Genomic DNA, 26,411 nt, shown 5'->3' with positions numbered 1-26,411 from the left:
GTCTCGAAGGATGGGCGCGAGCTCGGAACCTAGCCACCTCATGGTTCGAGACGCGCGCAAGTGCGCGCTCCTCACCATGAGGGATGGAGCTACACCGTCACCGGCTTCCGGCTGCGCGCGAAATCGCCGCCGGGGATCGAGGCCAGCAGCGCCTGCGTATAGGCATGCTGCGGATTGCCGAACACCTCGCCGGCCAATCCATGTTCGACGACTTCGCCGTCCTTCATGACCGCGACGAGATCGCAGATCTGCGCGGCGACGCGCAGGTCGTGCGTGATGAAGACGATCGAGAGCCCAAGCCGCTCGCGCAGTTCGTGCAGCATCTTCAGCACCTGCGCCTGCACCGAGACGTCGAGCGCCGAGACTGCCTCGTCGGCCACCAGCACGTCGGGCTTCAGCGCGAGCGCACGTGCGAGGCCGATGCGCTGGCGTTGGCCGCCGGAGAATTCGTGCGGGAAGCGATCGATGGCCGAGGGATCGAGGCCGACCAGTCGGAACAGCTCCTTCGCCTGTGCCACTGCCTGCGCACGCGGCGTACCGTGTACGATCGGACCCTGCGCCACGAGATCGCCGGCCTTGCGGCGCGGGTTCAGCGAGGCGAACGGGTCCTGAAACACCATTTGGATGTGCTTGGTCTCGCGGCGCACCTCGTCGCGCGTGAGCTTCGCCCAGTCCTTGCCTTCCAGCACGATCGCGCCGCCATCGGGATCGATCAGCCTGATAATGCAGCGGGCCAGCGTCGATTTGCCCGAACCTGACTCGCCGACAATGCCGAGCGTCGCGCCGCGCGGCAGTTTCAGCGAGACCGATTTCACCGCATGGGTCACGCGCACGCCACGGCCGAGAAAGCCGCCATTGCGATAGGTCTTCGACACGTTGTCGAGCGTCAGGATGATGTCGTCGGACAGTGCGCGCGGCGGCGGCGCCGTCAGTGGCGGCACCGCGGCGATCAGTTGCTGCGTATAGGGATGCTGCGGATTCGTCAGCACGTCCTTGACGTCGCCTTGTTCGACCACATTGCCATGCTGCATCACCACGACACGGTCGGCGATCTCGGCGACCACGCCGAAATCGTGGGTGATGAACAGCACCGCGGTATTCCTGCGGCTCTGCAATTCCTTGATCAGTTTCAGGATTTGCGCCTGTGTGGTGACGTCAAGCGCGGTGGTCGGCTCGTCGGCGATCAGGAGGCGCGGATCGAGCGCCAGCGCCATGGCGATCATCGCGCGCTGGCGCTGGCCGCCGGAGAGTTCGTGCGGATAGGCGCGTGCGGCCTGGGCAGGATCGGGAATGTGCACGTCTTGCAGCAAAGCCAGCACGCGCGCCTTGATGTCGGCCTTCGAGAGATCGGTATGGATCTCGAACATCTCGCCGATCTGGTCGCCGATGGTGCGCAGCGGATTAAGCGCCGTCATCGGCTCCTGGAAGATCATCGCGATCCCGGCGCCGCGCACCTTGCGCATCTCGGCATTGCTGGCGCTGGCGAGGTCCTTGCCCTCGAACAGCACGCGGCCGCCATCGATCGCGACTTCGCCGGGCAGCAGCCGCATGATGGCGTTGGCCATGACAGACTTGCCGGAGCCGGACTCGCCGACCACGCAGACGATCTCATTGGCGGCAATCGCCATCGAGACGCCGCCCAGCGCGTGGGAGCGGTCGGCGCCTTTCGGCAGCTTCACGCTGAGGCCATCGACGGTGAGGATCGGATTGTCCACGGCGCTCATCGGCTTTTCAGTCTCGGATTAAGCGCATCATTGAGGCCCTGGCCGACCAGCGACACCGCGAGCACGGTGAGCAGGATCGCGATGCCGGGGATCGCGGAGACGTACCACTGCACGCGCAGCACGTCGCGGCCGAGACCGATGAGGTTGCCCCATGACGCCACATTGGGATCGGACAGCCGCAGGAACGCCAGCGCGCTTTCCAGCAGGATCGAAAGGGCCATCACCACGCTGGCATAGACGATGACCGGCGGTAGCGCATTGGGCAGGATCTCACCCAGAATGAGCTGAATGTCTTTCATGCCCAGCGTGCGCCCGGCCTGGACGAATTCGCGGCTGCGCAGCGACATGAACTCTGCGCGCGTCAGCCGCGCCGGTGCCGGCCATGACACGATGCCGACGGCGATGGTGACGGTGGTGATGGTCGAGCCGAACACGGCGACGAGCACCAGCAGCAGCACGAAATTCGGCAGGGTCTGGAACGCCTCCGTGATGCGCATCAAGACGGTATCGACCCAGCCGCCATAATAGCCGGCAAAGGCGCCGATCAGCACGCCGATGACCACGGCGATGACAGTCGCCACGCCTCCGATCAGCAGCGAGATGCGCGCGCCGTAGAAAATCTGCGCGGCGATATCGCGGCCGGAATTATCGGTGCCCAATAGGAAGCGCGGATTGGAGAACGGCCAGATCAGCGGCCGACCAGCCAGCGCCAGCGGATCGCGCGGATAGATCCAGCTCGCGGTGATCGCCATCACAATGACCACCAGCAGGAGCAGCAGGCCCACGACGGCGGCCGGGCTGCGGAAATAGCGTTTCACGGCATCCATCGCTTACGCCTCCGCCTGGATGCGCGGATCGAGCCGCGCATAGAGAAGGTCGACGAGGAAGTTAACGAGGATGACGAGAAGCGCCGAGACGAAGACGATGCCGAGCAGGGTGTTGAGATCGCGCTGCACGACAGACTCATAAGCCAGCCGTCCGAGGCCCGGCAGGGAGAACACGCTCTCCACCACGACCGAGCCGCCGAGCATGGTGCCGGCCTGCAGGCCGATCAGCGTTACCATCGGCAGCAGGGCGTTGCGTAGCACGTGTTTCACCACCACGCGGGTCTCGTCGAGACCCTTGGCGCGCGCGGTGCGGACGAAATCGAGATTGAGCACTTCCAGCATCGAGGCACGCATGATGCGCAGATAGATGGCGAGGAAGATCAGCCCCAGCGTCAAGGTCGGCAGGATCAGATGCAGCGCGATGTCGACAGTGCGGCCAAATCCGGTCTGTACGGCGCCGATATCCTCGAAGCCGCCGGCCGGCAGCCACTGCAGATAGATCGAGAACACCACGATGGCCATCAGGCCGAACCAGAATGACGGCGTCGCGTAGAAGACGAGGCCGAGGGTGGAGATCAGCGTGTCCGGCCACTTGTTGACGCCGCGTGCGGCGATGACGCCGAGCAGCAGGCCGAAGAAAAACGCAAAGGACAGCGACGCGGTCATCAGCAGGATCGTCGGCGGCAGCCGCTCGAGGATGACGGTGGCGACCGGCTTGCCGTAGATCGAGGAGAAACCGAGATCGAGCCGGATCAGCCGCCACAGATAGTTGCCGAGTTGCATCGGGATCGAAAGGTCGAGCCCATAGAACTTGCGCAGCTCGCGCGCGGTCGCGGCATCGCCGCCGCCCATCTGCGCCATCATGGCATCGACGGTGTCTCCCGGTGCGAATTGCAGCAGCAGGAACACGCCGATCAGGATCAGGAATAATGTGGGTATCGAGGCGGCGAGCCGCCGCCCCGCAAGGCTCAGGATGCGCATCTGGCTATTGTGGCGAAGTTTGGCTCAGGCGGAAAGCCAAAGATCGTGCCAGCTCGACGATCCCCAGCGCGGCGTGTTGGAATGGTTACGCGCCTTGGCCGTGATCACCGTGACGAAGATCTGTTCGATCGGCATCCACACCGGCAGTTCGGTGTTGGCTTCCTTGACGAAGGTCGCATAGAGCGCCTTGCGCTTGACCGGATCGATCTCGGTGGCCGCGTCGTCGATCACCTTGTCGATGGCGTCGTTCTTCCAGTCCCACTGGTTGGTCCAGGGCGCGCCCTTCGGCTGGCCGGAGCGGTACCAGACCGTGGTCGAGACGGCGGGATCGTTGCGATACTGGTGCCAACCGGTTGAGAGGTCGAAGGCGTGATCGTCATAGACCTGCTTCAGGAAGCCGCCGCCATCGTTGCGGACGATCTCGACGGGAATGCCGACTTCGCCGAGCGATTGCTGAATGAAGGTCGCCCATAGCGAGATGTCCTCGCCCCATGGCGCGGGCAGGAGACGCAGCGAGAAGCGGGTGCCGCCGGCGCCGGGCTTGAAGCCGGCCTCGTCGAGCAGCGCGATCGCCTTCTTCTTGTCATAGGCATATTGCGGCGTGTCCGGACCCGGATAGAAGTCGGTGGAGACCGAGGGGATCGGGCCGGTGCCGAGCTTGGCGAAGTCGCCGAGGAAATTCTCGATGAAGAACGGCACATTGATCGCATGCGCGATGGCGCGGCGAACGCGGATATCGGCCAGCTCCTTGCGGCGGAAATTGAACTCGATGGTGTTGGTGCGCGCGTTGCCTTCATTGCCTTTGGTGGAGACGATGAAGCGCTTGTCCTTGGAGAGCCTTGCCGTGTCGGAAATCGTGAGACCCGTGAACGGGCTGTACTGGATGTCGCCGGCTTCCATCTGGGCGGCGGCCGCGGCGCGGTCGGTGACGACCTTCCAGACGATGCGATCGAGATAGGGGGCGTTCGGGCGCCAGTAGTTCTCGTTGCGCTCGGCGATGATGTATTGGCCGCGCTCGTATTTGACGAATTTGAACGGGCCGGTGCCGACCGGGGCGAGGTTGGTCGGGTTCTGGCGGATGTCGCTGCTGCCCTCATAGAGGTGCTTGGCGGAGATGTAGCCGAGGTCCGGCAGCGCGCGCAGCAGCAGGCCGAGCGGCATCGGGCGCTCATATTTGAAGATCGCGGTCTGCGCGTCGGGCGTTTCGACGGCGGTGAGGAACAGCTGCAGGGTCGATCCGTAATTGAGGATCTTCTTCCACATGTTCATGGCGGTGAATGCGACGTCGGCCGAAGTGAACGGCTTGCCGTCGTGCCAGGTCACGCCCTTGCGCAACTTGAAGGTGATGGTCTTGCCGTCCGGTGTGGATTCCCAGCTCTCCGCGAGCACGCCGACCGGCTGGCCATTGGCGTCGAGATCGACCAGTGCTTCCTGGATCTTGCCGCCGATAATGTAGACGCCGGTGGAGGCCTGAATGCTGGGGTTGAGCTGACGCTGTTCTGCACCGTAATGGACATTGAACACGCCGCCCTTGCGGGGCGTTTCCTGCGCGAAGGCGCGCAGCGGGTTCGCGACATTGGCCGCAATGGCGGCGGAGGTCAGCAGCGCCGTGCGGCGGGTCATTTCCAGGCGGGTCATGGTGTCGAAGTCTCCTGCGTCGTGCCTGCGCAGATGGAACCAGCGCATAGCCCGCGCAACCTAGGGCATAACCGGCGGCCAAGTCATTCCCTAATGCTGCGGCGGCTCAGAGAATTCTTGCAAGACATGGCAATCGCGCAGCATAAAATGCCGCGCCATTGCTTCGATCTGAAAGCTTTGCTCAAAAGTTATGCCGGCCCGCACACAGGGCGGGCAACTGCACGTTTCAGCGCATCTTGACGCTCGGTTCGCGGCTCCAGAGCCGCAGCTTGGCCAGCTTGTCCATGAAGCCCGCCACGTCGTCGGCGCTGCCCAGCGCAACGACGCCTTCATCGAGGTCGTCCGCGATTCCCACCTTGGCGAACAACCGCTCGGCGGCCTCGGAATGTCCGATAAACTTGCAGTGGGCAAAGGCGTCGGTGACGAAGTCGCGGGCGGTTGATTCCTGCAAGAGGTCGTCGATTCCGGCTTCCGCCGGGAGCACGGCGACTGCGTCATAGAGAACGGACGGGCCACCATCGATCATCTGGTCGGCGGCGACCAGGCTGCCATCGCTGGCTTCAACCCCGTTCACCTTTGGCGCAATGATCTCGTATGTTGCGCCGGCCTCCGTCACCGCGCCTTGCAGGGCGGCAAGCAGCTTGGTATCGACCCCGTCGGTGACGAGGATGCCGAGCTTGCGGCCCTCGAAACGCTGCGGGCCATTTGCGACAATGCTGAGCGCTGGCGACTCCGCCAGATCCTGCCGCGTGGGCATCGCCGCGTCAGCAGGCTTCGGCATCGTCGGAAGACCCAGCATGGTGCCGACCCTGTTGGCCAGTCCTTCATCGATGTTCAAGAGATGCGCGACCATGCGCTCGCGGATCACCGGCGTCTTCACTTTGCTTAATTCGAAAGTCAGCGCTGCGGCAATATGGTGTTGCTCGCCCCTGGTCTGGCTGATGAAGAACTGCCGTGCCTGGCTGTAGTGATCCGCAAAGCTCTCCGCGCGCAGCCGACGCTTCGCGCCTTGCTCTATGTCAGCAAATGTCTTGAAGCCTTTGGCGGTTGACTCGCGCGGGCCTACACCGAACGAATTTGGCTGATAGTTGACGCGACCGACCGGGTTGCGCATGGCCATGTGTCCATCCTGCTGGAAATGTCCGAACGGACATTTCGGAGCATTGATCGGGATATGGGTGAAGTTCGGACTGCCGAGTCGCTTCAGCTGTGTATCCAGATAGGAGAAGTTGCGGCCTTGCAGCAGCGGGTCATTGGTGAAGTCGATGCCGGGCGGAACATTCTGCGTCATGAACGCGACCTGCTCAGTCTCAGCAAAGAAATTGTCCGGCATGCGGTCCAGCACCAGACGGCCGATAGCGATCGGGGGCACGAGTTCTTCGGGGATGATCTTGGTGGGGTCGAGCACGTCGAAATCGAATTTGTCAGCAAACTCGTTGTTGAACAGCTGCACCCGCAGCTCCCATTCGGGATAGTCGCCGGACTGGATAGCGCTCCACAAGTCGCGGCGATGAAAATCCGGATCGGCGCCGTTGATCTTGACGGCCTCGTTCCACAGCACCGATTGCAGACCGAGCTTCGGCTTCCAGTGGAATTTGACGAAGGTCGATTCGTCCTTGGCGTTTACGAAGCGGAACGTATGGACGCCGAACCCCTCCATGAAGCGGAAAGAGCGGGGAATCGTTCGGTCCGACATCTGCCACATGACCATGTGCATGCTTTCGGGCGTCAGCGAAATGAAATCCCAGAAGTTGTCATGCGCCGACTGCGCCTGAGGGAAGGCGCTGTCGGGCTCTTCCTTCACTGCATGAACCAGATCGGGAAACTTGATTGCATCCTGGATGAAGAACACCGGGATGTTGTTGCCGACCAGGTCCCAGTTGCCCTCTTGGGTATAGAGTTTGACGGCAAAGCCGCGCACGTCGCGTGCGAGGTCGAACGAGCCCTTGCTGCCCGCGACCGTCGAGAATCGAACGAAGGCGGGGGTTCGCTCGCCTGCGCGCTGAAACAGATCTGCGCGGGTATGCTTGGCCAGTGAACCGTAATTTTCGAAGAAGCCATGCGCGGCATAACCGCGTGCATGGACCACGCGTTCGGGAATCCGTTCGTGATCGAAATGGAAGATCTTTTCACGAAAGTGAAAATCCTCGAGCAATGTCGGTCCGCGCGATCCGGCCTTGAGCGAGTTTTGATCGTCGAAAACCGGGCCGCCCTGGGCCGTCGTCAGCAACGCGTCATCTGGTCCGGCGATCTGATGGAGTTCGCCGCCTTCACCGCGAATGAGCGTCTGATCGTGAATCGTTGCATTGGTGGTGCCGCTTTTGGGCATCGATGATTTGGCCATGGGATGTCTCGCAGAAGTTACCGGGAGAAGGGCCCGCGATTGCGTTCACGGGCCTCAGGGAGTTCGGCATTGGGCAGGCGCTACTTGCCGAGGTTCTGCGCCATTTCGAGGTGATGCTTCAGCGCCGGCAGCGTCTTTTCGGCCCAGTCCTTCAATTCGGCATTGTCGCCGCTTTTGGCGTAGCGCTCGAACAGATCAACCGCGTCCTTGTGGGCGTCGACCTGGACCGAATTGAAGTTCTTGCTGAAGTCAGCGCCGCTTTGTTCCTTCAACTTGTCGAGCTTACTCTGATGCGCGCTGTCGAGCGCTGCCGGAAGTTCGGCCTTAACCTTGCCGCTGCTGACCATCGCCTTCAGCTCGGTGCTGGTCTTGGTGTGATCTTTCACCATCATGGCTGCAAAGGATTTCTCGGCGGCATTTCCCTTGCTTTCCGCCAGCGTGTTGGACTGGATCTCGAACATGTCGCTGATCGCGACCTGCTTGACGAAATCAGGGGTGCTCGGGCTGACACCGAGAACGGAATTGACGCCCGTCTTTTCGCCGACGGACTGTGCGTAAACGGCTGGGGCGAGGGCGGAGGACACGAGCAACAGGCTCGCGGCAATGAGGGTGCGGCGTTTCATGATTTTTCCACTGTTTGGACGAGGGCATCAGGTGTCAGCACAACCGGATCAATCGTGTTGTGTTCCGGACCAAATGAGTCATGGGGGCGAAGGCCCGGATCAGGCCTGTCTGGGCCGCCCGGTCCCAACCGTGCCGGAAGGGCCTCGTGTTGGCTCGATCATTGCTTTCGGTTCTGGTACAAACCGCACGCAACTCGAACCCGGATAATTTTATGCGTAAGCTTACCGTCGCCGCTGCCCAACTGGGCCCAATTCAGAAAGCCGAAAGCCGCGAGGCCGTGGTCAAGCGCATGCTGGCGCTGCTGGACGAAGCCAAAGGGAAGGGCGCCGATCTGATCGTCTATCCGGAGTTGGCGCTGACCACCTTCTTCCCGCGCTGGTACATGACCGACCAGAAGGAGGTCGACACCTGGTTCGAGTCGGAAATGCCGAACGCTGCGACGCAGCCGCTGTTCGACGCCGCCGCCAAGGCCGGTATCGCGCTGTCAATCGGCTACGCCGAACTGACGCCCGACGGCCATCACTTCAACACCCAGATCCTCACCGACAAGACCGGCAAGATCGTCGGCAAATATCGCAAGGTGCATCTGCCCGGACATGTCGAATTCGACACCGAGCGTGCGTTCCAGCATCTGGAAAAGCGTTATTTCGAACCGGGCGACCTTGGCTTTCCCGTGTTCCGCGCGCTGGGCGGCATCTTCGGCATGATGGTGTGCAACGACCGCCGCTGGCCGGAATCCTATCGCGTGATGGGCCTGCAGGGAGTCGAGATGATCGTGCTCGGCTACAACACGCCGTCGGTGAATTCGCAGAAGTCGGTCGAGGGCCCGGAGCAGCGCCTGTTTCACAATCGCCTGTCGGTGCAGGCCGGCGCCTATCAGAACTCGACCTTCGTCGTCGCGGTCGCCAAGGCCGGCGATGAAGACGGTCATCCCCTGATCGGCGGCTCGCTGATCGTCGATCCCAATGGCGTCATTCTCGCCGAAGCCAAGACCGAAGGCGATGAGCTGCTGGTCTGCACCGTCGATCTCGACGACACGAAATTCGGCAAGGACACGATCTTCGACTTCAAGCGTCACCGCCGCATCGAGCACTATGGCCGGATCACCAGCCAGACCGGCGTGGTCCTGCCGCCGGAGTAAGTGACGCTCTTAAATCGACGAGAAGCGCTGACCTAACCTCTCCCCGCTCCCGGGCGAAGCGAAGCTTCGCTAGGCGGGGAGAGGTCGCCGCGTCTTCGCGGCGGGTGAGGGGCGGTTCACCGCAATCGCGTTAGTGTCGGATTCTCGTGTCGCTCACTGAGCAGTGCATTGCTGCCGAGTTTCGGCCGAGGTCGTGCCTCGCCCCTCACCCCACCCCTCTCCCCGCGCAAGAGCGGGGAGAGGGAGCTCACTGCCGGAGCTCAAACTTACTGAAACATCACCGTGCCGATGGCCATGCTCACCGCAGCCTGGGTCGGATCGATCACCGGAATGCCGAGCGCATCCTCGAGCGCGCTGCGATGACGCGACATGCCCGCGCAGCCCATCACCACGGCATTGGCGCCGTCCTCGTCCTTCAACTGGCGGCCGACCTTGATCATACGCGCCAGCGTGTCGTCGCCGGAAGCCGCTTCCGCCACACTCATGTTGAGCGGACGTTCGCCGGCGAAGCGATCCATCAGGCACATCTGGCGGAGATAACGCATGTGCCGGCCGATCGAGCCCTGCGCCACCGCGATGACGCCGAAGCGGTCGCCGCGTGACAGCGCGGTCAGCACGCCGGATTCGGCGATGCCGAACACCGGACGCTGCGTCGCCTCGCGGCACACATGCAGGCCGGGATCGGAATAGCAGGCGATGACGAAGGCATCGGCCGAATTGTCCGCGGCGACCAGCCGGCTCAGCGGTATCGTGACGCTTTCGAGATCGGCCTGCGTCTGCACGCCCAATGGTCCTTCCGCCAGCGTGACGCATTCGATCTCGGGCCCGGCCTCGAACATCACCGGTTGCAACGCCTCCGCGAGGTTGCGCGTCACCTGCGGATTGCTGTTCGGATTGACCACCAGAATCTTCTTGCGGGGCTGCATATTCGGCTCCTTGTCAGGACAGCAGTATTACCGGAAAGTGCCGACCGTCAAAGCCTGTAAAATGTTCGCATATCTGATCTCATCCCTGGAGTTCTGCCCTTGTCCGATCCCGTCTACGACCTCGTAATCCGCGGTGGCACCGTCGCCACATCGAGCGATGTATTTGCCGCCGATGTCGGTATTACCGGCGAGACCGTCGTGGCACTGGGCTGCGGGCTTGCAGCCGGCAAGACGGAGATCGATGCAACAGGCAAGCTGGTGCTGCCTGGCGGCGTTGATGCCCATGCCCATATCGAACAGCTCTCCGCCGCGGGCATCATGAATGCCGACACCTTCGAGAGCGCAACGCGCTCTGCAGCTTTTGGCGGCACCACCAGCGTGATCTCCTTTGCCGCCCAGCATGTCGGCATGGATGTCCGCGAGGTCGTGACCGACTACACGGCGCTGGCGAAGAAAGGCGCGATGATCGATTACGCCTTCCACATCATCGTGTCGGATGTGACCGACAAGGTGATTGCCGAGGACATCCCGTCGCTGGTCAAGGAAGGCCATTCCTCGATCAAGATCTTCATGACCTATGACCGGCTCAAGGTCGACGACGAGAAGCTGCTGGATATCCTCGCCGCAGCGCGGGAAGCGAAGGCGCTGGTCTGCGTTCACGCCGAAAATCATGGCGTCATCGCCTGGATGGTGAAGCGCCTGATCGACAAGGGCTATACCGCGCCGAAATATCACGCTGTCAGCCATGCGCGCGTGTCGGAATCCGAAGCCTTCACGCGGCTGATTGCGTTCAGCGAATTGCTCGATCAGCCGGTGATGATCTTCCACGTCTCGACGCGCGAAGGCGCCGCCGTGATCCGCGAGGCGCGCGGCCGCGGCGTCAAGATTTTCGCCGAGACCTGCCCGCAATATCTGTTCCTCACCGCCGAGGACATGGACAAGCCCGGCGCCGAAGGCGCGAAGTGGATGTGCAGCCCGCCGGCGCGCACGTCAGACGATCAGGAGGCGCTGTGGCACGCGCTGGCCCTCGGCGATCTGCAACTGATCTCGTCGGATCACGCGCCCTATCGCTATGACGAGACCGGCAAGCTCCGCGCCGGGCCGAATCCGACCTTCAAGCAGGTCGCCAACGGTCTGCCGGGCCTCGAAGTTCGCCTGCCGCTGTTGTTCGACGCCATGGTGTCGAAAGGTCGTCTCGGCCTGTCGAAATTCGTCGAGCTGACATCGACCGCGCCGGCGCAGATCTACAACCTGCCGAAGAAGGGCTCGATCGCCATCGGCAACGATGCCGACATCGCGATCTGGGATCCCGCCCGCAAGGTCACGCTCTCGGACGAGATGATGCACGATCTCACCGGCTTCTCGCCGTTCTCCGGCCGCACCGTCACCGGCTGGCCCGAAAAGGTTCTGCTACGCGGCCGCGTGCTGGTCGATGGCGATACGTTCACCAGCAAGCTGGGCGAGGGACGCCTGATGCTGCGCGAGGGCGGCAAGGCCGCGACGCCGTCAGGCAGACTCGCTGCGGAAATGGACCCGGCGAAGAACTTTGGCGCGAAGCTGCTGTGATGCCAAACATGCTCGATCCCAATCTGCCGGCCTTCGCGGATATCCAGACGCCTGCGCTGGTGCTGGATGCGTCTGCTCTTCAGCGCAACATCACGGCCATGGCCGACTTCGCCAAAGCGAACGGCGTTGCGCTTCGCCCACATGCCAAGACTCACAAATCGACGCGTATCGCGCAGATGCAGATCGAGGCTGGCGCTGTCGGCATTTCCTGCGCGACGGTCGCCGAGATCGAGGCCTTTGCGCAGGCCGGTATCACAGGGCTGTTGCTGACCACGCCGGTGGCCGACCGACCGAAGCTCGCGCGTCTCGCCGCTGTCGCCGACCAATCCGATATCAGCATCGTCGTCGATTACGCCGACCAGATTCACGTGCTGCATGAATTGCTCGATGCCGGCAGCCGTCCTCTGCAGGTGCTGATCGATATCGATGTCGGCCAGCGCCGCACCGGTGTGGTCGATACGGCATCGACGCTCGCGCTGGCGCGACTGATCGAAGCCACGCCGGGCATGACATTCGGCGGCATTCAGGGCTTTGCCGGTCATGTGCAGCACATGATCGACTCGCAGGAGCGCAGGGCAGGTGCTGCGCGCGTGCGGGCCATGCTCGACGAGCATCTGCATGTGCTGACGGAAGCTGGCATCAAGGCGGAGATCGTGACCGGCAGCGGCACGGGCGCCTGCGCCTATGATGCAACGGGCACTTTCACCGAGTTGCAGGTCGGTTCCTATGTCTTCATGGATTCCGACTACGGCAAGTTGGAGCACGAGGGTGGTGCGCTGCCTTACGATCCAAGTCTGTTCATTCTCGCGACGATCACGTCGGTCAATCGTGCCGGCGAATTCACCGTGGATGCCGGCGTCAAGGCGATGGCCTTCAATGGCCCGGTGCCGTCGCTGATGTTGGGTGTGCCGGAAGGTTCGACCTATCGCTTCGGCGGCGACGAACATGGCATGATCACGATGCCATCAGGCGCGGAAGCGCCGAAACTCGGCAGTCGCGTATTGCTGCTGACCACGCATTGCGATCCCACGGTGAATTTGCACGCGGCGTATCAGGTGGTTGGGCATAATAATGGCGTGGAGACCTGGCCGGTGATGGCGCGGTATGGGGCGTAGCCACGCGTGCTGCCCTACACTCGTCATTCCGGGGCGGCTCGGCGCCGCAGGCGACGTGCCGAACCCGGAAGCTCGGAGTGTTTGGCTCCCGGGCGTTTCAACTATCTCGGGATTCCGGGTTCGCGTCCGACAAGAGTCGGCCGCGCCCCGGAATGACAGAGTGTGGCTAAGACAAGTACTGCGTTAGTGCGCCCCACCCAGAAACGCTTCCGACAATGTCGGATCATTGATCAGCGCCTGCGCCGTGCCTGAGGTCACCACGCGGCCAGTTTCCAGCAGATAGGCTCTGTCCACGATCTTCAGCGTCTGCCGCGCCTTCTGCTCCACCAGCAGCACCGTGAGGCCTTCGTCACGAAACTGCGCAATCATCTTGAACAGCGTATCGGTCATCAGCGGCGCGAGGCCGAGCGAGGGCTCGTCGAGCAGCAGCAGCTTTGGCTTCGACAGCAGTGCACGCCCGATCGCCAGCATCTGCTGTTCGCCGCCCGACAAGAGACTAGCGAGACCGTCGCGGCGCTTGCCGAGAATCGGGAAGCGTTCCAGCATCCGGCCGACATCGGCCATCGCCTCGCTCTTGTCCGGACGGGTGTAGATGCCCATCAGCAGATTTTCATAGACCGTCATGCGCGCGAGAATGCCGCGGCCTTCCGGCACCAGCGCGATGCCGCGGCGCAGATTCTTCTCGGCGGCATTCGGCACGAGCTTCTCCCCCTGATAGGTGATGTCGCCCTGGAATGGGAGAAGCCCGGCGATGGAACGCGCAATCGTGCTCTTGCCGGCGCCATTGGCGCCGAGCAAAGCCACGATTTCGCCCTGCTTGATGTCGAGATCGACGCCGCGCACCGCGGTGATGGCGCCGTAGCGGACCTGCAAGCCCCGGATGGTGAGCATCAGTCGTCCTTTCCGAGATAGGCGTCGAGGACAACCGGGTTGGTGCGCACTTCCTCCGGCTTGCCTTCGGCGATCAGCACGCCGAAATCGAGCACATAGAGATAGTCGCAGAGCCGCATCACGAAATTCATGTCGTGTTCAATCAGCAGAATGGTGAGGCCGGTGTCGCGCAGACGGATCATCAGCGCGCGGATTTCCTCGGCCTCGTCGTGGTTCATGCCGGCGACGGGTTCATCCAACAGCAGCAGCTTCGGCCTGGCGGTGACGGCGCGCGCCATCTCCACCTTGCGCTGGATGCCGTAGGGCAGGGATTTCGCCGGGCGGTCGCGCAGTTCGGTGAGGCCGAAGAACGCCATCACTTCCTCGGCGCGTTCCTGCGCCGCCGGATTGGCCCAGGCGATCGGCAGCAGACGCCGCCACGCGCTTTCGCTATGCGGCTGCGCCACCAGCAGATGTTCCCAGACCGTCATGCTGCCGAACAGACGGATGTTCTGGAACGTGCGCGCGATGCCCTCGCGCACGATGCGATAGGACGGCCACTGCGTGACATCGACGCCCTTGAGTTTCACTTCGCCGGCATCGGCGCGATAGGCGCCGGTGATCGTGTTGAACAGCGTCGTCTTGCCGGCGCCGTTCGGGCCGATCACGCCGACGATCTTGCCTTCCGGCACTTCGCAGACCATGCCGGACAGCGCGTGGATGCCGCCGAACGTCTTGGTGACACCGGTGAGTTGAAGCAGGGGCGTGCTCATGCCGCGGCCCTCCGGAAGGTCAGTGTGCGGATCAGCGAACGATCGAGAATGCCTTGACGCCGTACCAGCAGCACGACGATCAGCAGCGTGCCGAAGGCGGCGAGGCGCCAGTCGGCGATCGGACGCAGGAATTCCGGCAGGAACACCAGCAGCAGCGAACCGACCAGCGAGCCCGGTCCGACGGTGGAGCCGCCGAGGATCACGGCCAGCACGAATTCGATCGAGCGATCGAAGCCGAAATTGGCCGGCTCGATATAGACATTGTGATGCGCGAACAATCCGCCGGAGATGGCGGCCACGGCGGCGCCGACACCGAAGGCGCCGATCTTGGTCACGGTGGTGTTGAGGCCGATCAGGCCCGCGGCGGTCTCGTCGTCATGCACCGCCTGCATTTCCAGCCAGACGCGCGAGCGCTCCAGCAGCATCACGGCGATCAGGATGCCGCCGGCCCACAGCCAGACATAGCCGACCGAGATGTGCTGCATGCCGCGATAGCCGCCGGAGCCGCCCATGGCGTCGAAATTGAGGAAGAAGCTGCGCACCATTTCGCCAAAGCCGACGGTGGCCATGGCGAGATAAATGCCTTTCAAGCGCAGCGCGGGGAAGGCGACGATGGCGCCGATGATGCCGGCGGCGATGGCCGAGATCAGCAGGGCCAGCGTCAGCGGTACGTTCAGCGCGACGGTGAGATACGACGACAGATACGCGCCGATTCCCATGAAGGCGCCATTGCCGAGCGAGAGCTGGCCGGTGGCGAGGATGATATAGACGCTGAGTGCGCCGAGCAGGAGAATGCCGGACTCGGCGAGCAGGCTTGCGTAATAGGTCGACATCAGACGCGCTGCCCCTGATCGGATCGCGCGCCGCCAAGCAGGCCCTGTGGACGCAGCAACAAAATCAAAATCATGAAGCCGTAGACGACGAAGTCGCGCACCTGCGAGCCGCCGTAGGCGACGGTCAGCACTTCGGCGATGCCGATCAAGGGACCCGCGACCAGCGCTCCCCAGATCTGGCGGGTGCCGCCGATCACCATCACGGCGATGGCCTTGAGGCCGATCTCGACGCCGAGATAGGGCGTGATGGTGCCGTAATGCAGCGCGATCAATACGCCGGCGACGCCGGCGAGCGAGCCCGACAGGATGAAGGCCAGCATGGTCAGGCGGTCAGCGGAGACGCCCAGGATTCGTGCGACCTCGCGGTTCTCGGCCACGGCGCGCAGCGCGCGGCCCATCGGGGTCTTCTGCACGATATAGGCAACCAGCGCGACCAGCACGACGGTGGCGACGAGAACGATCAGCTGCATCTCGCCGATATTGACCGGGCCGAGCGTATATTGCTTGCCGAAATACTCGTCGGGGAGCTGGGCAGGATCGGAGCCCCAGATGTTGGTGGCGACGTTCTGCAGGATGATCGAGAAACCCAGCGTCGACAGCATCGGCGTCACCAGCGGCGCGTCGCGCAGCGGCTGGTAGCCGATCTTCTCAATGGCGATGGCGATCACGGCTGCGCCGAGCATGCCGCCGAGCACGGCGACCGGAAGCGGGAAGCCTGCGGTAATCAGCGTGAAGCCGAGATAGCCGCCGATCATGAAGAGTTCGGCAATCGCGAGATTGAGAATGCCGAGAATGCCCATCACGAGCGAGAACGACAGCGCCAGCAGCGTATAGACCGCTCCGAGCGTCAGGCCGTTGACGAGTTGCTGTATCAGCATGGGGATTGCAATCGTTAAATCAGGTGGTCGTCATCATGACTGCGGCCGGGAGGACTTCCCGGCCGCAGCGGCGTGGATAATGTGAGAGATCAGCAGGCCGGGTGGCCGGGCGCCGAGCTGCAACCCTTGACCTTGGTGTCCCAGGCGCCGTTCTGGCCCTGCAGCACGTAGAAGGCCTTGATCGCGTCGCCGTCGTCGTTGAAGCCGATCGGGCCGCCGAGACCGGCGAAGCCTTCGAGCTTGGCAAGGTGATCGCGGATCTTGGTGCGGTCGGCTTCAAGATCGGCCGGCTTGCCGGTGACGCCAGTCTTCTTGATCGCGTCGATATACATCGAGACGATCTCGTAGATGTTGGCGTCATACATCGAGGGCTCGATGTCCTTTGGCAGGCCCGATTCCTTGCGGAGCAGCGGCGTCAGGGTGGCCGTGAATTTCTCGGGTGCCGGGCCTGTCATGGTGGCATAGAAGGTCGCGGGCGCGATCACCGGGATTTCCGGCGCAGCCTTGAGAATCGCCGACGAGATCAACTGGGTGGCGCCGACCACCGGCTTGATCAGACCCTGGCGCTTCATTTCGCGCAGCACGGTGATGGCCTGGCTGTAATCGGCGCTGACAACGACGCCGTCAGGGTTGAGGGCCTTCAGCTTGGTGACCTGTGCGGAGACGTCGAGGTCGCCGGTGTTGAACGACAGCAGATCGTTCTCGTTGGCGACGATGATGTCATTGGCCTTCAGCACGGCCGGCATGATCACCTTGCCGACGGTGGACGCCGTGGCGTCCTTGGCGTCGAAGATCACGGCGACGGTCTTGATGTTGAAGGCCTTCTTGTAGAACGGCACGGTGGTCTTGGCGAGAACGCCTTCGTCGATGGTGTTGCGGAAAGCCCACGGACGGTTGAGCTTCGCCACGCCCGGCTTCGAGGAGGCCTGCGAGGTGGAGACCACCTTCATTTCATTGGCGACCGGGAAGGTCACTTCGGCAGCGCTCGAGGTCAGCGGACCGGCCACGGCGAGAACCTTTTCGTCGCCCGCCAGCTTGCGCAGCGAGCTTGCGGCCTGCGCCGGCTTGGCGGCGTCGTCGAGAATGGTGATCTTCAGCTTCGCGCCATTGATGCCGCCGGCATCGTTGGTCTGCTGTTCCAGCATCTTCAGCGTCACGGTGTTGCTGCGGCCCCACTCGGCGAACGGACCGGAGCTCGGCACCACCGCGCCGATGGCGATTTCCTGCGCCCATGCCTGACCGCCAACCATGGCGGAGAGCGTGACGGCGGCAACTGTGCCTAATACGCGCGGCAAATTCGATTTGATCCGTGACATCGACGATCGTCCTCTTCTGCTGATGCTTTTGCTGCAGTGATCCGCAGCATAATCCAGATAAAGATTTCTATGCACGCCATGTGCCATCGCCAGCTGTGACAGCGGAATGACAGCGTTGGTCGGATCGTCCAATAAATTTCAGGCTTTGACAATCGTCATTCTGAGTATCTTTATAAAATAGTTCTCTTAAGAAGCTAATTTATGCGGCAGTGCGGCCCGGAAATGCAGCAATTCGAAGCTGGCGGGAATGCGCGCAATTGCCTGTTTCACGGGTGTTTGGTGTTGCGGGCGCGTCGCGGCTGATTCCCGCGTCGCCCTTGGGCGGGAAGGGGCTACGCTCCCCCGGTGCCGTTTTGTCGCAGCAATGGCGGCGCGGGCAGTGGCTATCCCCGGGGCCTTGGCCGGGTGCAACCGCCGGTCCTGACGCGGGTCAGATTGCAGACCGGATTCAGCCCTTGCGCGGCTTGCCGCGCTTGGCGACGGCGATCGATTGCGCCTCGGGCGAGAGCTGCTTCACATTGGTGTCGGCCAGATAACGCTGCAACGCAATGGCGCGGTCGCTGGAATCGACGAGCCGCTGCACCATGTCCAGCAACTGGTGGAATTCGCGGGTGCCGAGGCAGCCGAACTGCACGTCGTTGACCTGTGCCTGAGTCGGCGCGAGCCGCTCCAGCAGTTCGGCGCCATGCGGTGTCACCACGAGGCTGATGCGGCGGCGGTCGCCGGTGTGCGAGGTCTTGGTGATCAGCCCTTTGGTTTCGAGCTTGTTGGTCACGGTGGTGACGAAGGCGCCGCTCAGATGCAGGTGATCGGCGACGGCGCGCACATGGACGTCGCCTTGCGCCGACAGGTGCCGGATCGAAATCAAGGTCGTGTATTCGATGCCGGCGAGGCCGATGACGGCGGCATGGCCTTCGCGCAAGGTCTGGTGGCGGACAAGGAAGCCGAACAGGCTGTGGACCAGGCGGCGGAACTGGGCGTCCGAACCGTCCACCAGCAGCTCCGGACGGGAGACCGTCAATGCAGCGCGGGACGCCGGCCGGCCTGTGGCAGGCTTCTTGCTGATCTCCTTGCCAACTGATTTGCCGATCGAAGTGGAGCGCGCTGCGGATTTGGCCACGTGATGATCCCATGTATCAAAACTTGCCCGAGCTTGGCGGCTTCGCGCGGTAATTGCAATCGCGACGAATGATGCAAGTGTGCGAATGCCACAGGTCCGCTTGACAACGGATTTAAAATAGCTTCGGATGATAGCTATTAATAGTGATGACCGGCACGCGGCCGGCAGCAGGTGACGGAGAAGAGTGATGAACAAGGCATTTGGATCCGGGGCGGCAGTTGCCGGCGTCAAGACTGGCGCCCAGCATGTCGCCGCTGTGCGCGACGGCCGTGCGGTCTATCTCGACGGCAAGAAGGTCGACGACGTCTCGACCCATCCGGCCTATCGCCATGCGGTCGCCTCGGCCGGCGCGCTGTACGACTATCAGGCCGACCCCGCCAATATCGAACGCATGACCTTCGATGTCGGTGGTGGCCGCCGCGTCAATCGCGCCTGGCAACTGCCGACGAGCTACGCGGAACTGGTCGAGCGTCGCAAGGCGCTGGTGGAATGGGCCGAACTGTCCGGCGGCTTCCTCGGCCGCTCGCCCGATCACGTGGCCTCATCCATGTCCGGCATGATGATGGGCATCGAGGTGTTCGACAATTACGATCCGAAACGCGCGCAGGCGTTCCGCGACTGGTACGACTACGCCCGCAAGAGCGACCTGTTCCTGACCTATGTGATCAACAACGTGCAGGGCGATCGCTCCAAGGCGTTCGGCGATCAGGGTAAGAATGCGCAGGACATGGTCGCGCACATTGTCGACGAGGATGCGTCGGGCATCACCATCCGCGGCGCCAAACTGTTCGCCACGTCAGCCATCATGGCCAACGAGATCTTCGTCGGCTCCGGCCAGCCGCTGCGGCCGGGCGAGGAGCATCTGGCGTTTTCCTGCGCGCTGCCGATGGGCACCAAGGGCCTCAAGATGCTGTCGCGGAAATCGTTCGAGGCCCATGCGCCAAACGAATACGACAATCCGCTGGCCTATCGCTATGACGAGAACGACGCACTGGTGTTCTTCGACGACGTGAAAGTGCCGTGGGAGCGCGTGTTCCTGCTGCGCAACACCGATATGTGCCGCGCCCAGCTCCATGACACGCCGGCCCATGTCTATCAGAACTATCAGGCGCAGATCCGCCTGTCGGTGAAGCTGCGTTTCCTGGTCGGCCTCGCGCGCGGCATCGCCAAGACCATCGGCACCATCAATTTCCCGCCGGTGGTGGATGTGCTCGGCAAGCTGGCCTCGCAGGCAGCTTTGATCGAGGGCATGGTGCTCGGCATGGAAGCCGGCGGCGCGATGCGCGGCGACTATTTCCTCCCCAACAAGCATCTGCTCTATGCGGCGCAGGTGCAGTCGCAGGAGATGTATCCGCAGATCATCAGCGCCATCCGCGAACTTGCCGGTGGCGCGCTGTTGATGTTGCCGTCCTCGGTGGATGATTTCAGCAATCCGGAGATCGCTGATATTATCGGGCTGACGCAAATCTCGCCGGCGATGTCGGGCCAGGACCGCGTCAAGCTGCTGAAGCTGACCTGGGACGCCGTCGGCTCCGAATTCGCCTCGCGCCATCTGCAGTATGAGATGTTCTATGCCGGTGCCCAGTTCGTCACCCGCGGCCACAGCTACCGCACCTATGACTGGGAGCGCGCGGCGGGCATGGCGGAGAAGATGACGGCGAAATATGATCTGCCGGAATTCAAGGGCAGCAACTAAAGCGCAGCTGCTTGCCTAACCTCTCCCCGCTCTTTGCGGGGAGAGGTCGCCGCGTCTTCGCGGCGGGTGAGGGGCCATTCTCGGTGTTCAACGCAAGCGCAGTATGTGCAGTTCGGAGAACGTGCCGATCTGTGGGGGATTAAATGCGGCGGGTCTTGTGCCTCGCCCCTCACCCCACCCCTCTCCCCGCGCAAGATGCGGGGAGAGGGAGCCTACCGTGCGTGCCGCTGCTTCCCTGCAATCCCAATCAATGCGCCGCAGCGCCCGAGAAATCCCGCGGCAATCTCGTCTCCGCCACGCGCACATTACGCATCCCCGCCGGCGTGTTCCGGCTGCGACCGACGAAGCGCGGCACGCCGTCGGTGATCACGGCGCTCACCGCCGGCACGTCACCATTCACGAGCGCCGACAGCGCATCGTCCTGCGAGCCGCCGGCGCAGGCGTCGATCAGCACCACGTCGGCATCCTTGCCGGGTTTCAGGAACCCACTGTTGAGCCGGTAGACCGTCGCATTGTTCCCCGTCGCCGCGGCGATCGCCTGTTCGGGCGGCATGCCGCCCAGGCTGGCGAGATGGCTGATGGTGTAGAACATGCCGAGCGGCATGATCCCGCTGCCGGTCGGCGTATCCGTCGCGATCAGCAGGCGCTCCGGCTGTTTGGCCTCGTCGAGCAGCTTCGCCGTCAGAAGGGCGGTGCGCAGATTGCCGGCGGTGCAGAGCTGTAGCGCGATGTCGCTCTCATTGACGAGCCGCGCGAAGCCGGCTTCCGGCATCGCCACCGGTCCGCCATTGACGTGGAACGAGACGCTTGGATTGGACTTCAGTACATGTTCGGCCCAGATGCCCGATGAGCCGGGGATCGATGAGCCGCCGGTATGCATGGTGGTGACCATGCCGAGCTTGCGTGCGGCGAGCATCAAGGGCGCGTAGTCGAACGGTGTCTCGAATGCGCCGAAGCCGGCCTTGGCGAGCCACAGACCCGCTTTGACCAGTTCTTCCAGATCAGCCTCTGTGAGTCCCGGCTCAAGGATGATCGAGCCGGCATGGACGCGCATGCCGCCGGGGCGATAGTCGAGGAAACAGGCGCGGGCGGCCAGCGCCAGTGCCTTCACGCCGGCGGGATCCTTGGGACGTCCGGGCACGTGCACTTCCGACGCCGTGATGGACGTCGTCGTGCCGCCATGCACGTAGCTTTCGAGATAACCGACCACGCGCTGCCGCGGCGTGTAATCGCCGAAGGTGATATGCACATGGCTGTCGATCAGGCCGGGAATCGCCGTGGTGCCGGCGGCGTCGATCACCACATCGGCCGATGACACCTGGTCCGATGACAGCGTGCCGATCGCGCTGATGCGGCCGTCCTGCATCAGGATGCCGTCGCCGTCGGCGAACGGCGCCTTGAGATCACCGGTGACGATGGTGCCGATATTGACGATGGCCGTTTTCATATTCGTCTCCGCAATCTCAAGGCCGTCCAAGGCCGCACAAAGCCGCAGCCTAGCGCAAGCCGTCCTTGCCGCCGATATCCCTGGCATTCAACCCGCCGACCCGCGCATTGAGCCGCCCGCGATTGGCGAGGCAGACGATCAGCGCAACTTCGTCAACGGCCGGCGCGTCGGGCGGCAGCGTCACCGAGACGCCGTCGTAATGCGAGCGGACATAGAGCGCGTCCTTGTGCGCCAGGGGAACGTCGATCAGGCAGCCGGGAGCGGCGAGCTTGGTGAAAGAGGGGATCCACGCTTCGGCGCCGCCGACGGCCTCGCGCAGCGGCGTGGCGAAAGTCGTGGTCAGCATCGCATTGGCATGTTCGAGTTCGCCGCCGAGGCCAACGACGCCGCCCTTGCCGTAGCTCTCGACCTTGTACGATCCCATCGCCTCGACGGCGAGCTTGGCCAGCACGGCGCCGACCTCGACACTGGCGGCAATTGCCTCGGAGAGGTCTTCGACATAGCGTCCGGCATAGGGATTGGCGACGATGGCCACGGCGGCGACGCGGCGCAGCGGCTGGTCGTGCCGGTGGCCGGCCTCGACCTCCTTGTGGTCGGTGAAGCAGAGCAGGCGCCTGATATCGAGTTTCATGATGTTCTCCCGTCAGATTTGGCGCCGATCCTGACCCAGTAAATGCATTTGATCAATAGCTTCGTTAAGAAGGTATGCAGAATCGCTTGACGAAGCAGGGGGCGCCAGCCAATCCTGTAGCGGATCGTTCACTGGGAAGCGGTATGTCTCGTTCCAAGGTTGCGCCGCTCTCCAAGACGCCGGCGCTGCGTAAATCCGAAAAGGCCGCGGCCAAGCCCGCAGTGAAGACGGGAGCCAAAACCGCGCTCAAGGCAAAACTTCCGGCTCCGGCGCTGACCACGTCGCGCAAGGCGCTGCTGGTCGATGGCTCCGATCATGCATTCCGGCAACTCGTGCACACATTGCTGGCGTTCCTCGCGCGTCACGAGACCGTGCGTGAGGGGCATGCCGCCGCGATCGGCCTGGCCGGGATCGAATACACCGTGCTGATCTCGGTCAAATATCTGGCCGCTGAAGGCGATGTCAGCGTGCGCGAACTCGCAGCGCATCTGCATCTCAGCGGCGCTTTCGTCACCACGGTGTCCAACAAGCTGCAGCAGATGGGATTGCTCGACAAGCTCGTCGATCCCGCCGATCGCAGGCGCCTGCGTCTCATGGTGACGCAGGCCGGCGATGCGCTGCTCGTAAGCCTCAATCCCACGCAGCGTCAGGTCAATGACGTGCAGTTCGATTGTCTCAACGCGGACGAATTTCATCAATTGCTAGGGAGCGTCGAGCGACTCGTCGAATCCAGCGAGCGCGCCATTGCGCTGCAACGCTATCTGCAGCCGCGTGGTCCGGATACTCCGGCGCCATCTGATGGCGGCGACAAACCGGCACGCCGCAAAAAGATATAAATCTGCGGTCTTTGGTACGAATCGAACCCGAATGCTGCGGCACCGGTATGGATTGCCGATATCGGGCGATTGAATCGGGTGCGACGACATGAGACATAATGTCACTCAGGTCGCTGCGAGGAAGACATGTCCCAGCTTGATGCATCCCCAACGCCGCAACCGGCGCCGTCACAACCTCCTGCGCCGACACCGGCGCAACCGGCTGCGCAACCGCCCGCACAGCCTGCAGCGCTGACACCCGCGCAGCAGGCGTGGCGTCGTCTTGCGATTCCGCTGCTGGCCGTTGCTGCCGCGGTTGTCTTCATCATTCTGGCCACCACCCGCTGGGACATCTGGATGGGCAACCGCGCGGTGCAAACCACCAACGATGCCTATATCCGCGCGCAGACAACGCGGCTGTCGAGCCGCGTGGCCGGTGCGGTGAAAGCCGTTGCCGTCAGCGACTTCCAGCACGTCAAAGCCGGCGATCTCCTGATCCAGATCGATCCCGCGGATTACGAGGCGCAGGTGGCACAGGCCGAGGCCGGCGTCGCCGGTGCGCAGGCGGCGCTGGACAATCTCGCCAACCAGGTCGAGCTGCAATACGCCACCATCGCGCAGGCCGAGGCGCAGCGTGTGTCTGCGCAGGCGATGGAAGTGCAGGCGCAGCAGGAGCGGGAACGTCAGGCTTCGCTGACGCAGACCGAGGCCGGCACGCGGCAGCGCTTCGAACAGGCGACCGCCGCCTATGCCAAGGCGCAGGCCGACGTGAAGGCAAGCGGCGCGGTGATCGCCGCGCAGAAGCATCAGCTCGAAGTGCTTGCCGGCACGCGCAAGCAGCGCGCCGCCGATCTGCTCGGCGCCAAGGCGACGCTCGATGCCGCCAGACTACGCCTCGGTTATACGAAGATCGTGGCGCCCTTCGATGGCGTGGTCAGCGAGCGTCAGGTGCAGCCGGGCGATTATGTCAATATCGGTTCGAGCCTGATCAGCATCGTGCCGCTGCCGGACGTCTATGTGATCGCCAATTTCAAGGAAACGCAGCTCACGCGCGTGAAGCCCGGCCAACCCGTCGACATCGTGGTCGATACATTCTCCGCGGAGACGCTGCGCGGGCGTGTCGAGCGCGTCTCGCCGGCGTCGGGATCGCAATTCGCTTTGCTGCCGCCGGATAACGCCACCGGCAATTTCACCAAGGTCGTGCAGCGCGTGCCGGTCCGCATCACGCTCGACAAGGGACAGCCGCTGCTCGACCGGTTGCTGCCGGGCATGTCGGTAACCGCGAGCATCAACACCGACGCGCCGGCGGCCGGCAATGGCGGAAAGTAAGGTCATCGAAAGCGGCCCGGTCTCGACCGGGGGCGTTTCGCATCATCCGATCTTTGCGGTCGGCGCGGTGCTGCTCGGCGCATTCCTCGCCAATTTCGATACGCGTATCTTCTCCATCGGCCTCGCCGATCTGCGCGGGGCGTTGGGGCTGAGTTTCGATGAAGGCGCGTGGCTCTCCACCGCCGGAACAGCGTCGCAGATCTTCATCGCGCCTGCGGTGGCCTGGATGGCCACCGTGTTCGGGCTCCGCCGCGTGCTCGGCATTCCCGCTCTGGTCTATGCGGCGATCTCGCTGGTGATCCCGCTGGTGCGCGACTACAATCTGCTGCTGGTGCTGAACATCGTGCACGGCATGCTGCTTGGCACCTTCGTGCCGGCAACGCTGCTGATCATCTTCCGCAATCTGCCGATGAAGTGGTGGCTACCGGCCATTGCGATCTATTCCATTCGCGTCGGCTTCTCGCTCAATTCCGGCACCGCGCTGGTCGGCTTCTATGTCAGCCACATCGGCTGGCAATGGATGTTCTGGCAGGATGTCATCATCGCGCCGCTGCTGGCGCTGTTCGTCTGGCTCGGCACACCGCGCGAGCCGATCAACCGCTTCGTGTTGTGCGAGGCGGATTGGGGCGGCATGCTCTTGCTCGGCACCGGCATGGCGATGATCTATGCCGGGCTCGATCAGGGCAACCGGCTGGACTGGCTGGGTTCGGGTACCGTGGTGGCGCTGCTTGGCGGCGGCACGGTCCTGACCGTCGGCTTCTTCATCAATGAGTCGGTGGTCAAACGGCCATGGGCGCATGCCGAGGTGCTGCTGTCGCGCAATATCGGTCTCGCGCTGCTGACGATCATTCTCTACACCATGACCAGCCTGTCCAATTCATCGTTGGCGCCGAATTTTCTCACCAACATCGCGCTGTTGCGGCCGGAACAGTCCGGCATGTTGTTTCTGCTCTATGCCGTCGTGCCGATGATCGTACTCGTGCCGCTGTCGATCTGGCTCATTCGCTACTACGACGTGAAGCTGACGCTGATCATTGGCCTTGCGGCATTCGCCGCCGCCGCCCTCCTGGGCACGCAGCTCACCCATGAATGGGCGCTTGGCGATTTCATCCCGATGGTGATGTTGCAGTCGCTTGGGCAGAGCTTCACGCTGCTGCCCATCGTGATCATCGCACTGTCGAATTCCGATCCGTCGCGCGCCACCGCCTTTGCGGCCTATATCCAGGTCTTCCGACTCGGCGGCGCCGAGATCGGTATTGCGCTGATGGGCACCTGGCTGCGCGTGCGCGAGCAGATCCATTCGAATCTGCTCGGCCAGCATGTCGCCAGCGGCGATGCCGATGTCGTCGGCATTCTTGCCAAACTCACCGGCCGCTTCGCCAGCCATGGCGAGGGTCTCGCACAAGCGCGCGGCATCGGCACGCTCGCAAGCCTCGTGCAGCGCGAAGCCAATACGCTGGCCTATATCGACGGCTTCTGGCTCACCTTCTGGTTCGCGATGGCAGCGCTGATCGTCGTGTCGCTGATCGGCAATGCGCCGAAGGGCCCGTTCACGCCGAAGCCGCGGGGGTGAGGGGACGAGGCGACCTGACTCGTCATTCCGGGGCGTGCGTCGCCGGCGAAGCCGGCAGAGCGCGAACCCGGAATCTCGGACTGTTTTGCGCTGAACATGCTGGGATTCCGGGTTCGCGTGCGCGAAGGTGCGCCCGCGCCCTCAGGCAAACCAATTGGTTTGCCGGGGAATGACAGTGTGGGGCGGCAAGACAGCGCCTAAACATTTATTCCTATATCCCGTTGACAATATCTCCATCAGGTTT

22 protein-coding genes are annotated in these 26,411 nt (G+C 63.2%); 7 read left to right on the top strand and 15 right to left on the bottom strand.

Going from position 1 to position 26,411, the window contains the following annotated elements:
* Nucleotides 1-89: 89 nt before the first annotated feature.
* The 6 genes from BLW80_RS18700 to BLW80_RS18675 all read right to left on the bottom strand — a co-directional run bounded on the left by BLW80_RS18700 (nt 90) and on the right by BLW80_RS18675 (nt 8,137).
* Nucleotides 90-1,724, bottom strand: a complete 1,635-nt coding sequence (locus BLW80_RS18700) for an ABC transporter ATP-binding protein (RefSeq protein WP_093759176.1) — start codon at nt 1,722-1,724, stop codon at nt 90-92.
* Nucleotides 1,721-2,551, bottom strand: coding sequence for an ABC transporter permease (locus BLW80_RS18695; protein ID WP_068738869.1), 831 nt, complete (start codon nt 2,549-2,551; stop codon nt 1,721-1,723). Before BLW80_RS18695 ends, BLW80_RS18700 begins: the two co-directional genes overlap by 4 nt.
* Before the next feature lie 3 nt (nt 2,552-2,554).
* Entirely contained in the window at nt 2,555-3,532 is a 978-nt protein-coding gene (locus BLW80_RS18690; protein ID WP_093759175.1) for an ABC transporter permease, read from the bottom strand.
* Nucleotides 3,533-3,556: 24 nt separating this feature from the next.
* Nucleotides 3,557-5,170: an ABC transporter substrate-binding protein gene (locus BLW80_RS18685; protein ID WP_093759924.1), complete on the bottom strand. Its 1,614-nt coding sequence runs from the start codon at nt 5,168-5,170 to the stop codon at nt 3,557-3,559.
* Between the two features lie 226 nt (nt 5,171-5,396).
* On the bottom strand, nt 5,397-7,514 hold the full coding sequence (gene katE / locus BLW80_RS18680; RefSeq protein WP_093759174.1) for a catalase: 2,118 nt from the start codon (nt 7,512-7,514) through the stop codon (nt 5,397-5,399).
* 80 nt (nt 7,515-7,594) lie between these two features.
* On the bottom strand, nt 7,595-8,137 hold the full coding sequence (locus tag BLW80_RS18675; RefSeq protein WP_089268047.1) for a DUF4142 domain-containing protein: 543 nt from the start codon (nt 8,135-8,137) through the stop codon (nt 7,595-7,597).
* A 212-nt stretch (nt 8,138-8,349) separates the two neighbouring features.
* Between BLW80_RS18675 and BLW80_RS18670 the strand changes: the two genes are divergently transcribed.
* A complete protein-coding gene (locus BLW80_RS18670) occupies nt 8,350-9,279 on the top strand; it encodes an N-carbamoyl-D-amino-acid hydrolase (RefSeq protein ID WP_093759173.1) in 930 nt (309 codons plus the stop codon).
* 266 nt (nt 9,280-9,545) lie between these two features.
* Here BLW80_RS18670 and BLW80_RS18665 read toward each other — a convergent pair whose 3' ends face one another.
* Nucleotides 9,546-10,205 carry an aspartate/glutamate racemase family protein gene (locus tag BLW80_RS18665; protein WP_170849729.1) on the bottom strand — a complete coding sequence of 220 codons (660 nt, stop codon included), beginning with the start codon at nt 10,203-10,205 and terminating at the stop codon, nt 9,546-9,548.
* A gap of 99 nt (nt 10,206-10,304) precedes the next feature.
* Here BLW80_RS18665 and hydA point away from each other — a divergent pair, with 99 nt between their 5' ends.
* Together hydA and BLW80_RS18655 are read left to right on the top strand one after the other, a co-directional pair.
* Nucleotides 10,305-11,771, top strand: coding sequence for a dihydropyrimidinase (hydA, locus tag BLW80_RS18660; protein ID WP_093759172.1), 1,467 nt, complete (start codon nt 10,305-10,307; stop codon nt 11,769-11,771).
* An 8-nt stretch (nt 11,772-11,779) separates the two neighbouring features.
* Complete coding sequence (locus BLW80_RS18655) at nt 11,780-12,886, top strand: DSD1 family PLP-dependent enzyme (protein WP_170849728.1); 1,107 nt, start codon at nt 11,780-11,782, stop codon at nt 12,884-12,886.
* Nucleotides 12,887-13,069: 183 nt separating this feature from the next.
* Here the strand turns inward: BLW80_RS18655 and BLW80_RS18650 are convergent, their stop codons facing one another.
* The 6 genes from BLW80_RS18650 to BLW80_RS18625 form a co-directional block, all read right to left on the bottom strand.
* A complete protein-coding gene (locus BLW80_RS18650; RefSeq protein WP_093759170.1) occupies nt 13,070-13,777 on the bottom strand; it encodes an ABC transporter ATP-binding protein in 708 nt (235 codons plus the stop codon).
* Nucleotides 13,777-14,529: an ABC transporter ATP-binding protein gene (locus BLW80_RS18645; protein WP_093759169.1), complete on the bottom strand. Its 753-nt coding sequence runs from the start codon at nt 14,527-14,529 to the stop codon at nt 13,777-13,779. Before BLW80_RS18645 ends, BLW80_RS18650 begins: the two co-directional genes overlap by 1 nt.
* Nucleotides 14,526-15,362 (bottom strand): branched-chain amino acid ABC transporter permease, encoded by an 837-nt coding sequence (locus BLW80_RS18640; protein ID WP_068738541.1) that lies wholly within the window; start codon nt 15,360-15,362, stop codon nt 14,526-14,528. The genes BLW80_RS18645 and BLW80_RS18640 overlap by 4 nt, the downstream gene beginning before the upstream one ends.
* A complete protein-coding gene (locus BLW80_RS18635; protein WP_093759168.1) occupies nt 15,362-16,240 on the bottom strand; it encodes a branched-chain amino acid ABC transporter permease in 879 nt (292 codons plus the stop codon). Before BLW80_RS18635 ends, BLW80_RS18640 begins: the two co-directional genes overlap by 1 nt.
* A gap of 89 nt (nt 16,241-16,329) precedes the next feature.
* Nucleotides 16,330-17,556, bottom strand: a complete 1,227-nt coding sequence (locus BLW80_RS18630) for an ABC transporter substrate-binding protein (RefSeq protein WP_170849727.1) — start codon at nt 17,554-17,556, stop codon at nt 16,330-16,332.
* A 448-nt stretch (nt 17,557-18,004) separates the two neighbouring features.
* Entirely contained in the window at nt 18,005-18,676 is a 672-nt protein-coding gene (locus tag BLW80_RS18625) for a MarR family winged helix-turn-helix transcriptional regulator (protein ID WP_158596773.1), read from the bottom strand.
* Nucleotides 18,677-18,863: 187 nt separating this feature from the next.
* Between BLW80_RS18625 and BLW80_RS18620 the strand changes: the two genes are divergently transcribed.
* A complete protein-coding gene (locus BLW80_RS18620; protein ID WP_093759166.1) occupies nt 18,864-20,372 on the top strand; it encodes a 4-hydroxyphenylacetate 3-hydroxylase family protein in 1,509 nt (502 codons plus the stop codon).
* 247 nt (nt 20,373-20,619) lie between these two features.
* On the opposite strand, the gene BLW80_RS18615 is transcribed toward BLW80_RS18620, so the two are convergent.
* Both BLW80_RS18615 and BLW80_RS18610 read right to left on the bottom strand, forming a co-directional pair.
* Nucleotides 20,620-21,819 carry an amidohydrolase family protein gene (locus BLW80_RS18615; RefSeq protein ID WP_093759165.1) on the bottom strand — a complete coding sequence of 400 codons (1,200 nt, stop codon included), beginning with the start codon at nt 21,817-21,819 and terminating at the stop codon, nt 20,620-20,622.
* Nucleotides 21,820-21,868: 49 nt separating this feature from the next.
* Nucleotides 21,869-22,450, bottom strand: coding sequence for an amino acid synthesis family protein (locus BLW80_RS18610; protein ID WP_093759164.1), 582 nt, complete (start codon nt 22,448-22,450; stop codon nt 21,869-21,871).
* 143 nt (nt 22,451-22,593) lie between these two features.
* Here BLW80_RS18610 and BLW80_RS18605 point away from each other — a divergent pair, with 143 nt between their 5' ends.
* The 3 genes from BLW80_RS18605 to BLW80_RS18595 all read left to right on the top strand — a co-directional run bounded on the left by BLW80_RS18605 (nt 22,594) and on the right by BLW80_RS18595 (nt 26,167).
* Entirely contained in the window at nt 22,594-23,286 is a 693-nt protein-coding gene (locus tag BLW80_RS18605; RefSeq protein WP_170849726.1) for a MarR family winged helix-turn-helix transcriptional regulator, read from the top strand.
* A gap of 126 nt (nt 23,287-23,412) precedes the next feature.
* Nucleotides 23,413-24,594: an HlyD family secretion protein gene (locus BLW80_RS18600; RefSeq protein WP_093759162.1), complete on the top strand. Its 1,182-nt coding sequence runs from the start codon at nt 23,413-23,415 to the stop codon at nt 24,592-24,594.
* Entirely contained in the window at nt 24,581-26,167 is a 1,587-nt protein-coding gene (locus tag BLW80_RS18595) for an MFS transporter (protein ID WP_089268035.1), read from the top strand. The genes BLW80_RS18600 and BLW80_RS18595 overlap by 14 nt, the downstream gene beginning before the upstream one ends.
* The last annotated feature ends 244 nt before the right edge of the window (nt 26,168-26,411 follow it).

Origin of the sequence: Tardiphaga sp. OK245 (assembly GCF_900108575.1) — a bacterium.
Classification (GTDB): Bacteria; Pseudomonadota; Alphaproteobacteria; order Rhizobiales; family Xanthobacteraceae; genus Tardiphaga; species Tardiphaga robiniae.
This window is presented reverse-complemented; position numbering and strand designations above follow the sequence as displayed.

What these genes read in the sequence shown, in the direction of transcription:
- BLW80_RS18700 (WP_093759176.1), bottom strand. Translation starts at nt 1,724, where the DNA reads ATGAGCGCCGTGGACAATCCGATCCTCACCGTCGATGGCCTCAGCGTG.
- BLW80_RS18695 (WP_068738869.1), bottom strand. Translation starts at nt 2,551, where the DNA reads ATGGATGCCGTGAAACGCTATTTCCGCAGCCCGGCCGCCGTCGTGGGC.
- BLW80_RS18690 (WP_093759175.1), bottom strand. Translation starts at nt 3,532, where the DNA reads ATGCGCATCCTGAGCCTTGCGGGGCGGCGGCTCGCCGCCTCGATACCC.
- BLW80_RS18685 (WP_093759924.1), bottom strand. Translation starts at nt 5,170, where the DNA reads ATGACCCGCCTGGAAATGACCCGCCGCACGGCGCTGCTGACCTCCGCC.
- katE (WP_093759174.1), bottom strand. Translation starts at nt 7,514, where the DNA reads ATGGCCAAATCATCGATGCCCAAAAGCGGCACCACCAATGCAACGATT.
- BLW80_RS18675 (WP_089268047.1), bottom strand. Translation starts at nt 8,137, where the DNA reads ATGAAACGCCGCACCCTCATTGCCGCGAGCCTGTTGCTCGTGTCCTCC.
- BLW80_RS18670 (WP_093759173.1), top strand. Translation starts at nt 8,350, where the DNA reads ATGCGTAAGCTTACCGTCGCCGCTGCCCAACTGGGCCCAATTCAGAAA.
- BLW80_RS18665 (WP_170849729.1), bottom strand. Translation starts at nt 10,205, where the DNA reads ATGCAGCCCCGCAAGAAGATTCTGGTGGTCAATCCGAACAGCAATCCG.
- BLW80_RS18655 (WP_170849728.1), top strand. Translation starts at nt 11,780, where the DNA reads ATGCTCGATCCCAATCTGCCGGCCTTCGCGGATATCCAGACGCCTGCG.
- BLW80_RS18650 (WP_093759170.1), bottom strand. Translation starts at nt 13,777, where the DNA reads ATGCTCACCATCCGGGGCTTGCAGGTCCGCTACGGCGCCATCACCGCG.
- BLW80_RS18645 (WP_093759169.1), bottom strand. Translation starts at nt 14,529, where the DNA reads ATGAGCACGCCCCTGCTTCAACTCACCGGTGTCACCAAGACGTTCGGC.
- BLW80_RS18640 (WP_068738541.1), bottom strand. Translation starts at nt 15,362, where the DNA reads ATGTCGACCTATTACGCAAGCCTGCTCGCCGAGTCCGGCATTCTCCTG.
- BLW80_RS18635 (WP_093759168.1), bottom strand. Translation starts at nt 16,240, where the DNA reads ATGCTGATACAGCAACTCGTCAACGGCCTGACGCTCGGAGCGGTCTAT.
- BLW80_RS18630 (WP_170849727.1), bottom strand. Translation starts at nt 17,556, where the DNA reads ATGTCACGGATCAAATCGAATTTGCCGCGCGTATTAGGCACAGTTGCC.
- BLW80_RS18620 (WP_093759166.1), top strand. Translation starts at nt 18,864, where the DNA reads ATGAACAAGGCATTTGGATCCGGGGCGGCAGTTGCCGGCGTCAAGACT.
- BLW80_RS18615 (WP_093759165.1), bottom strand. Translation starts at nt 21,819, where the DNA reads ATGAAAACGGCCATCGTCAATATCGGCACCATCGTCACCGGTGATCTC.
- BLW80_RS18610 (WP_093759164.1), bottom strand. Translation starts at nt 22,450, where the DNA reads ATGAAACTCGATATCAGGCGCCTGCTCTGCTTCACCGACCACAAGGAG.
- BLW80_RS18605 (WP_170849726.1), top strand. Translation starts at nt 22,594, where the DNA reads ATGTCTCGTTCCAAGGTTGCGCCGCTCTCCAAGACGCCGGCGCTGCGT.
- BLW80_RS18600 (WP_093759162.1), top strand. Translation starts at nt 23,413, where the DNA reads ATGTCCCAGCTTGATGCATCCCCAACGCCGCAACCGGCGCCGTCACAA.
- BLW80_RS18595 (WP_089268035.1), top strand. Translation starts at nt 24,581, where the DNA reads ATGGCGGAAAGTAAGGTCATCGAAAGCGGCCCGGTCTCGACCGGGGGC.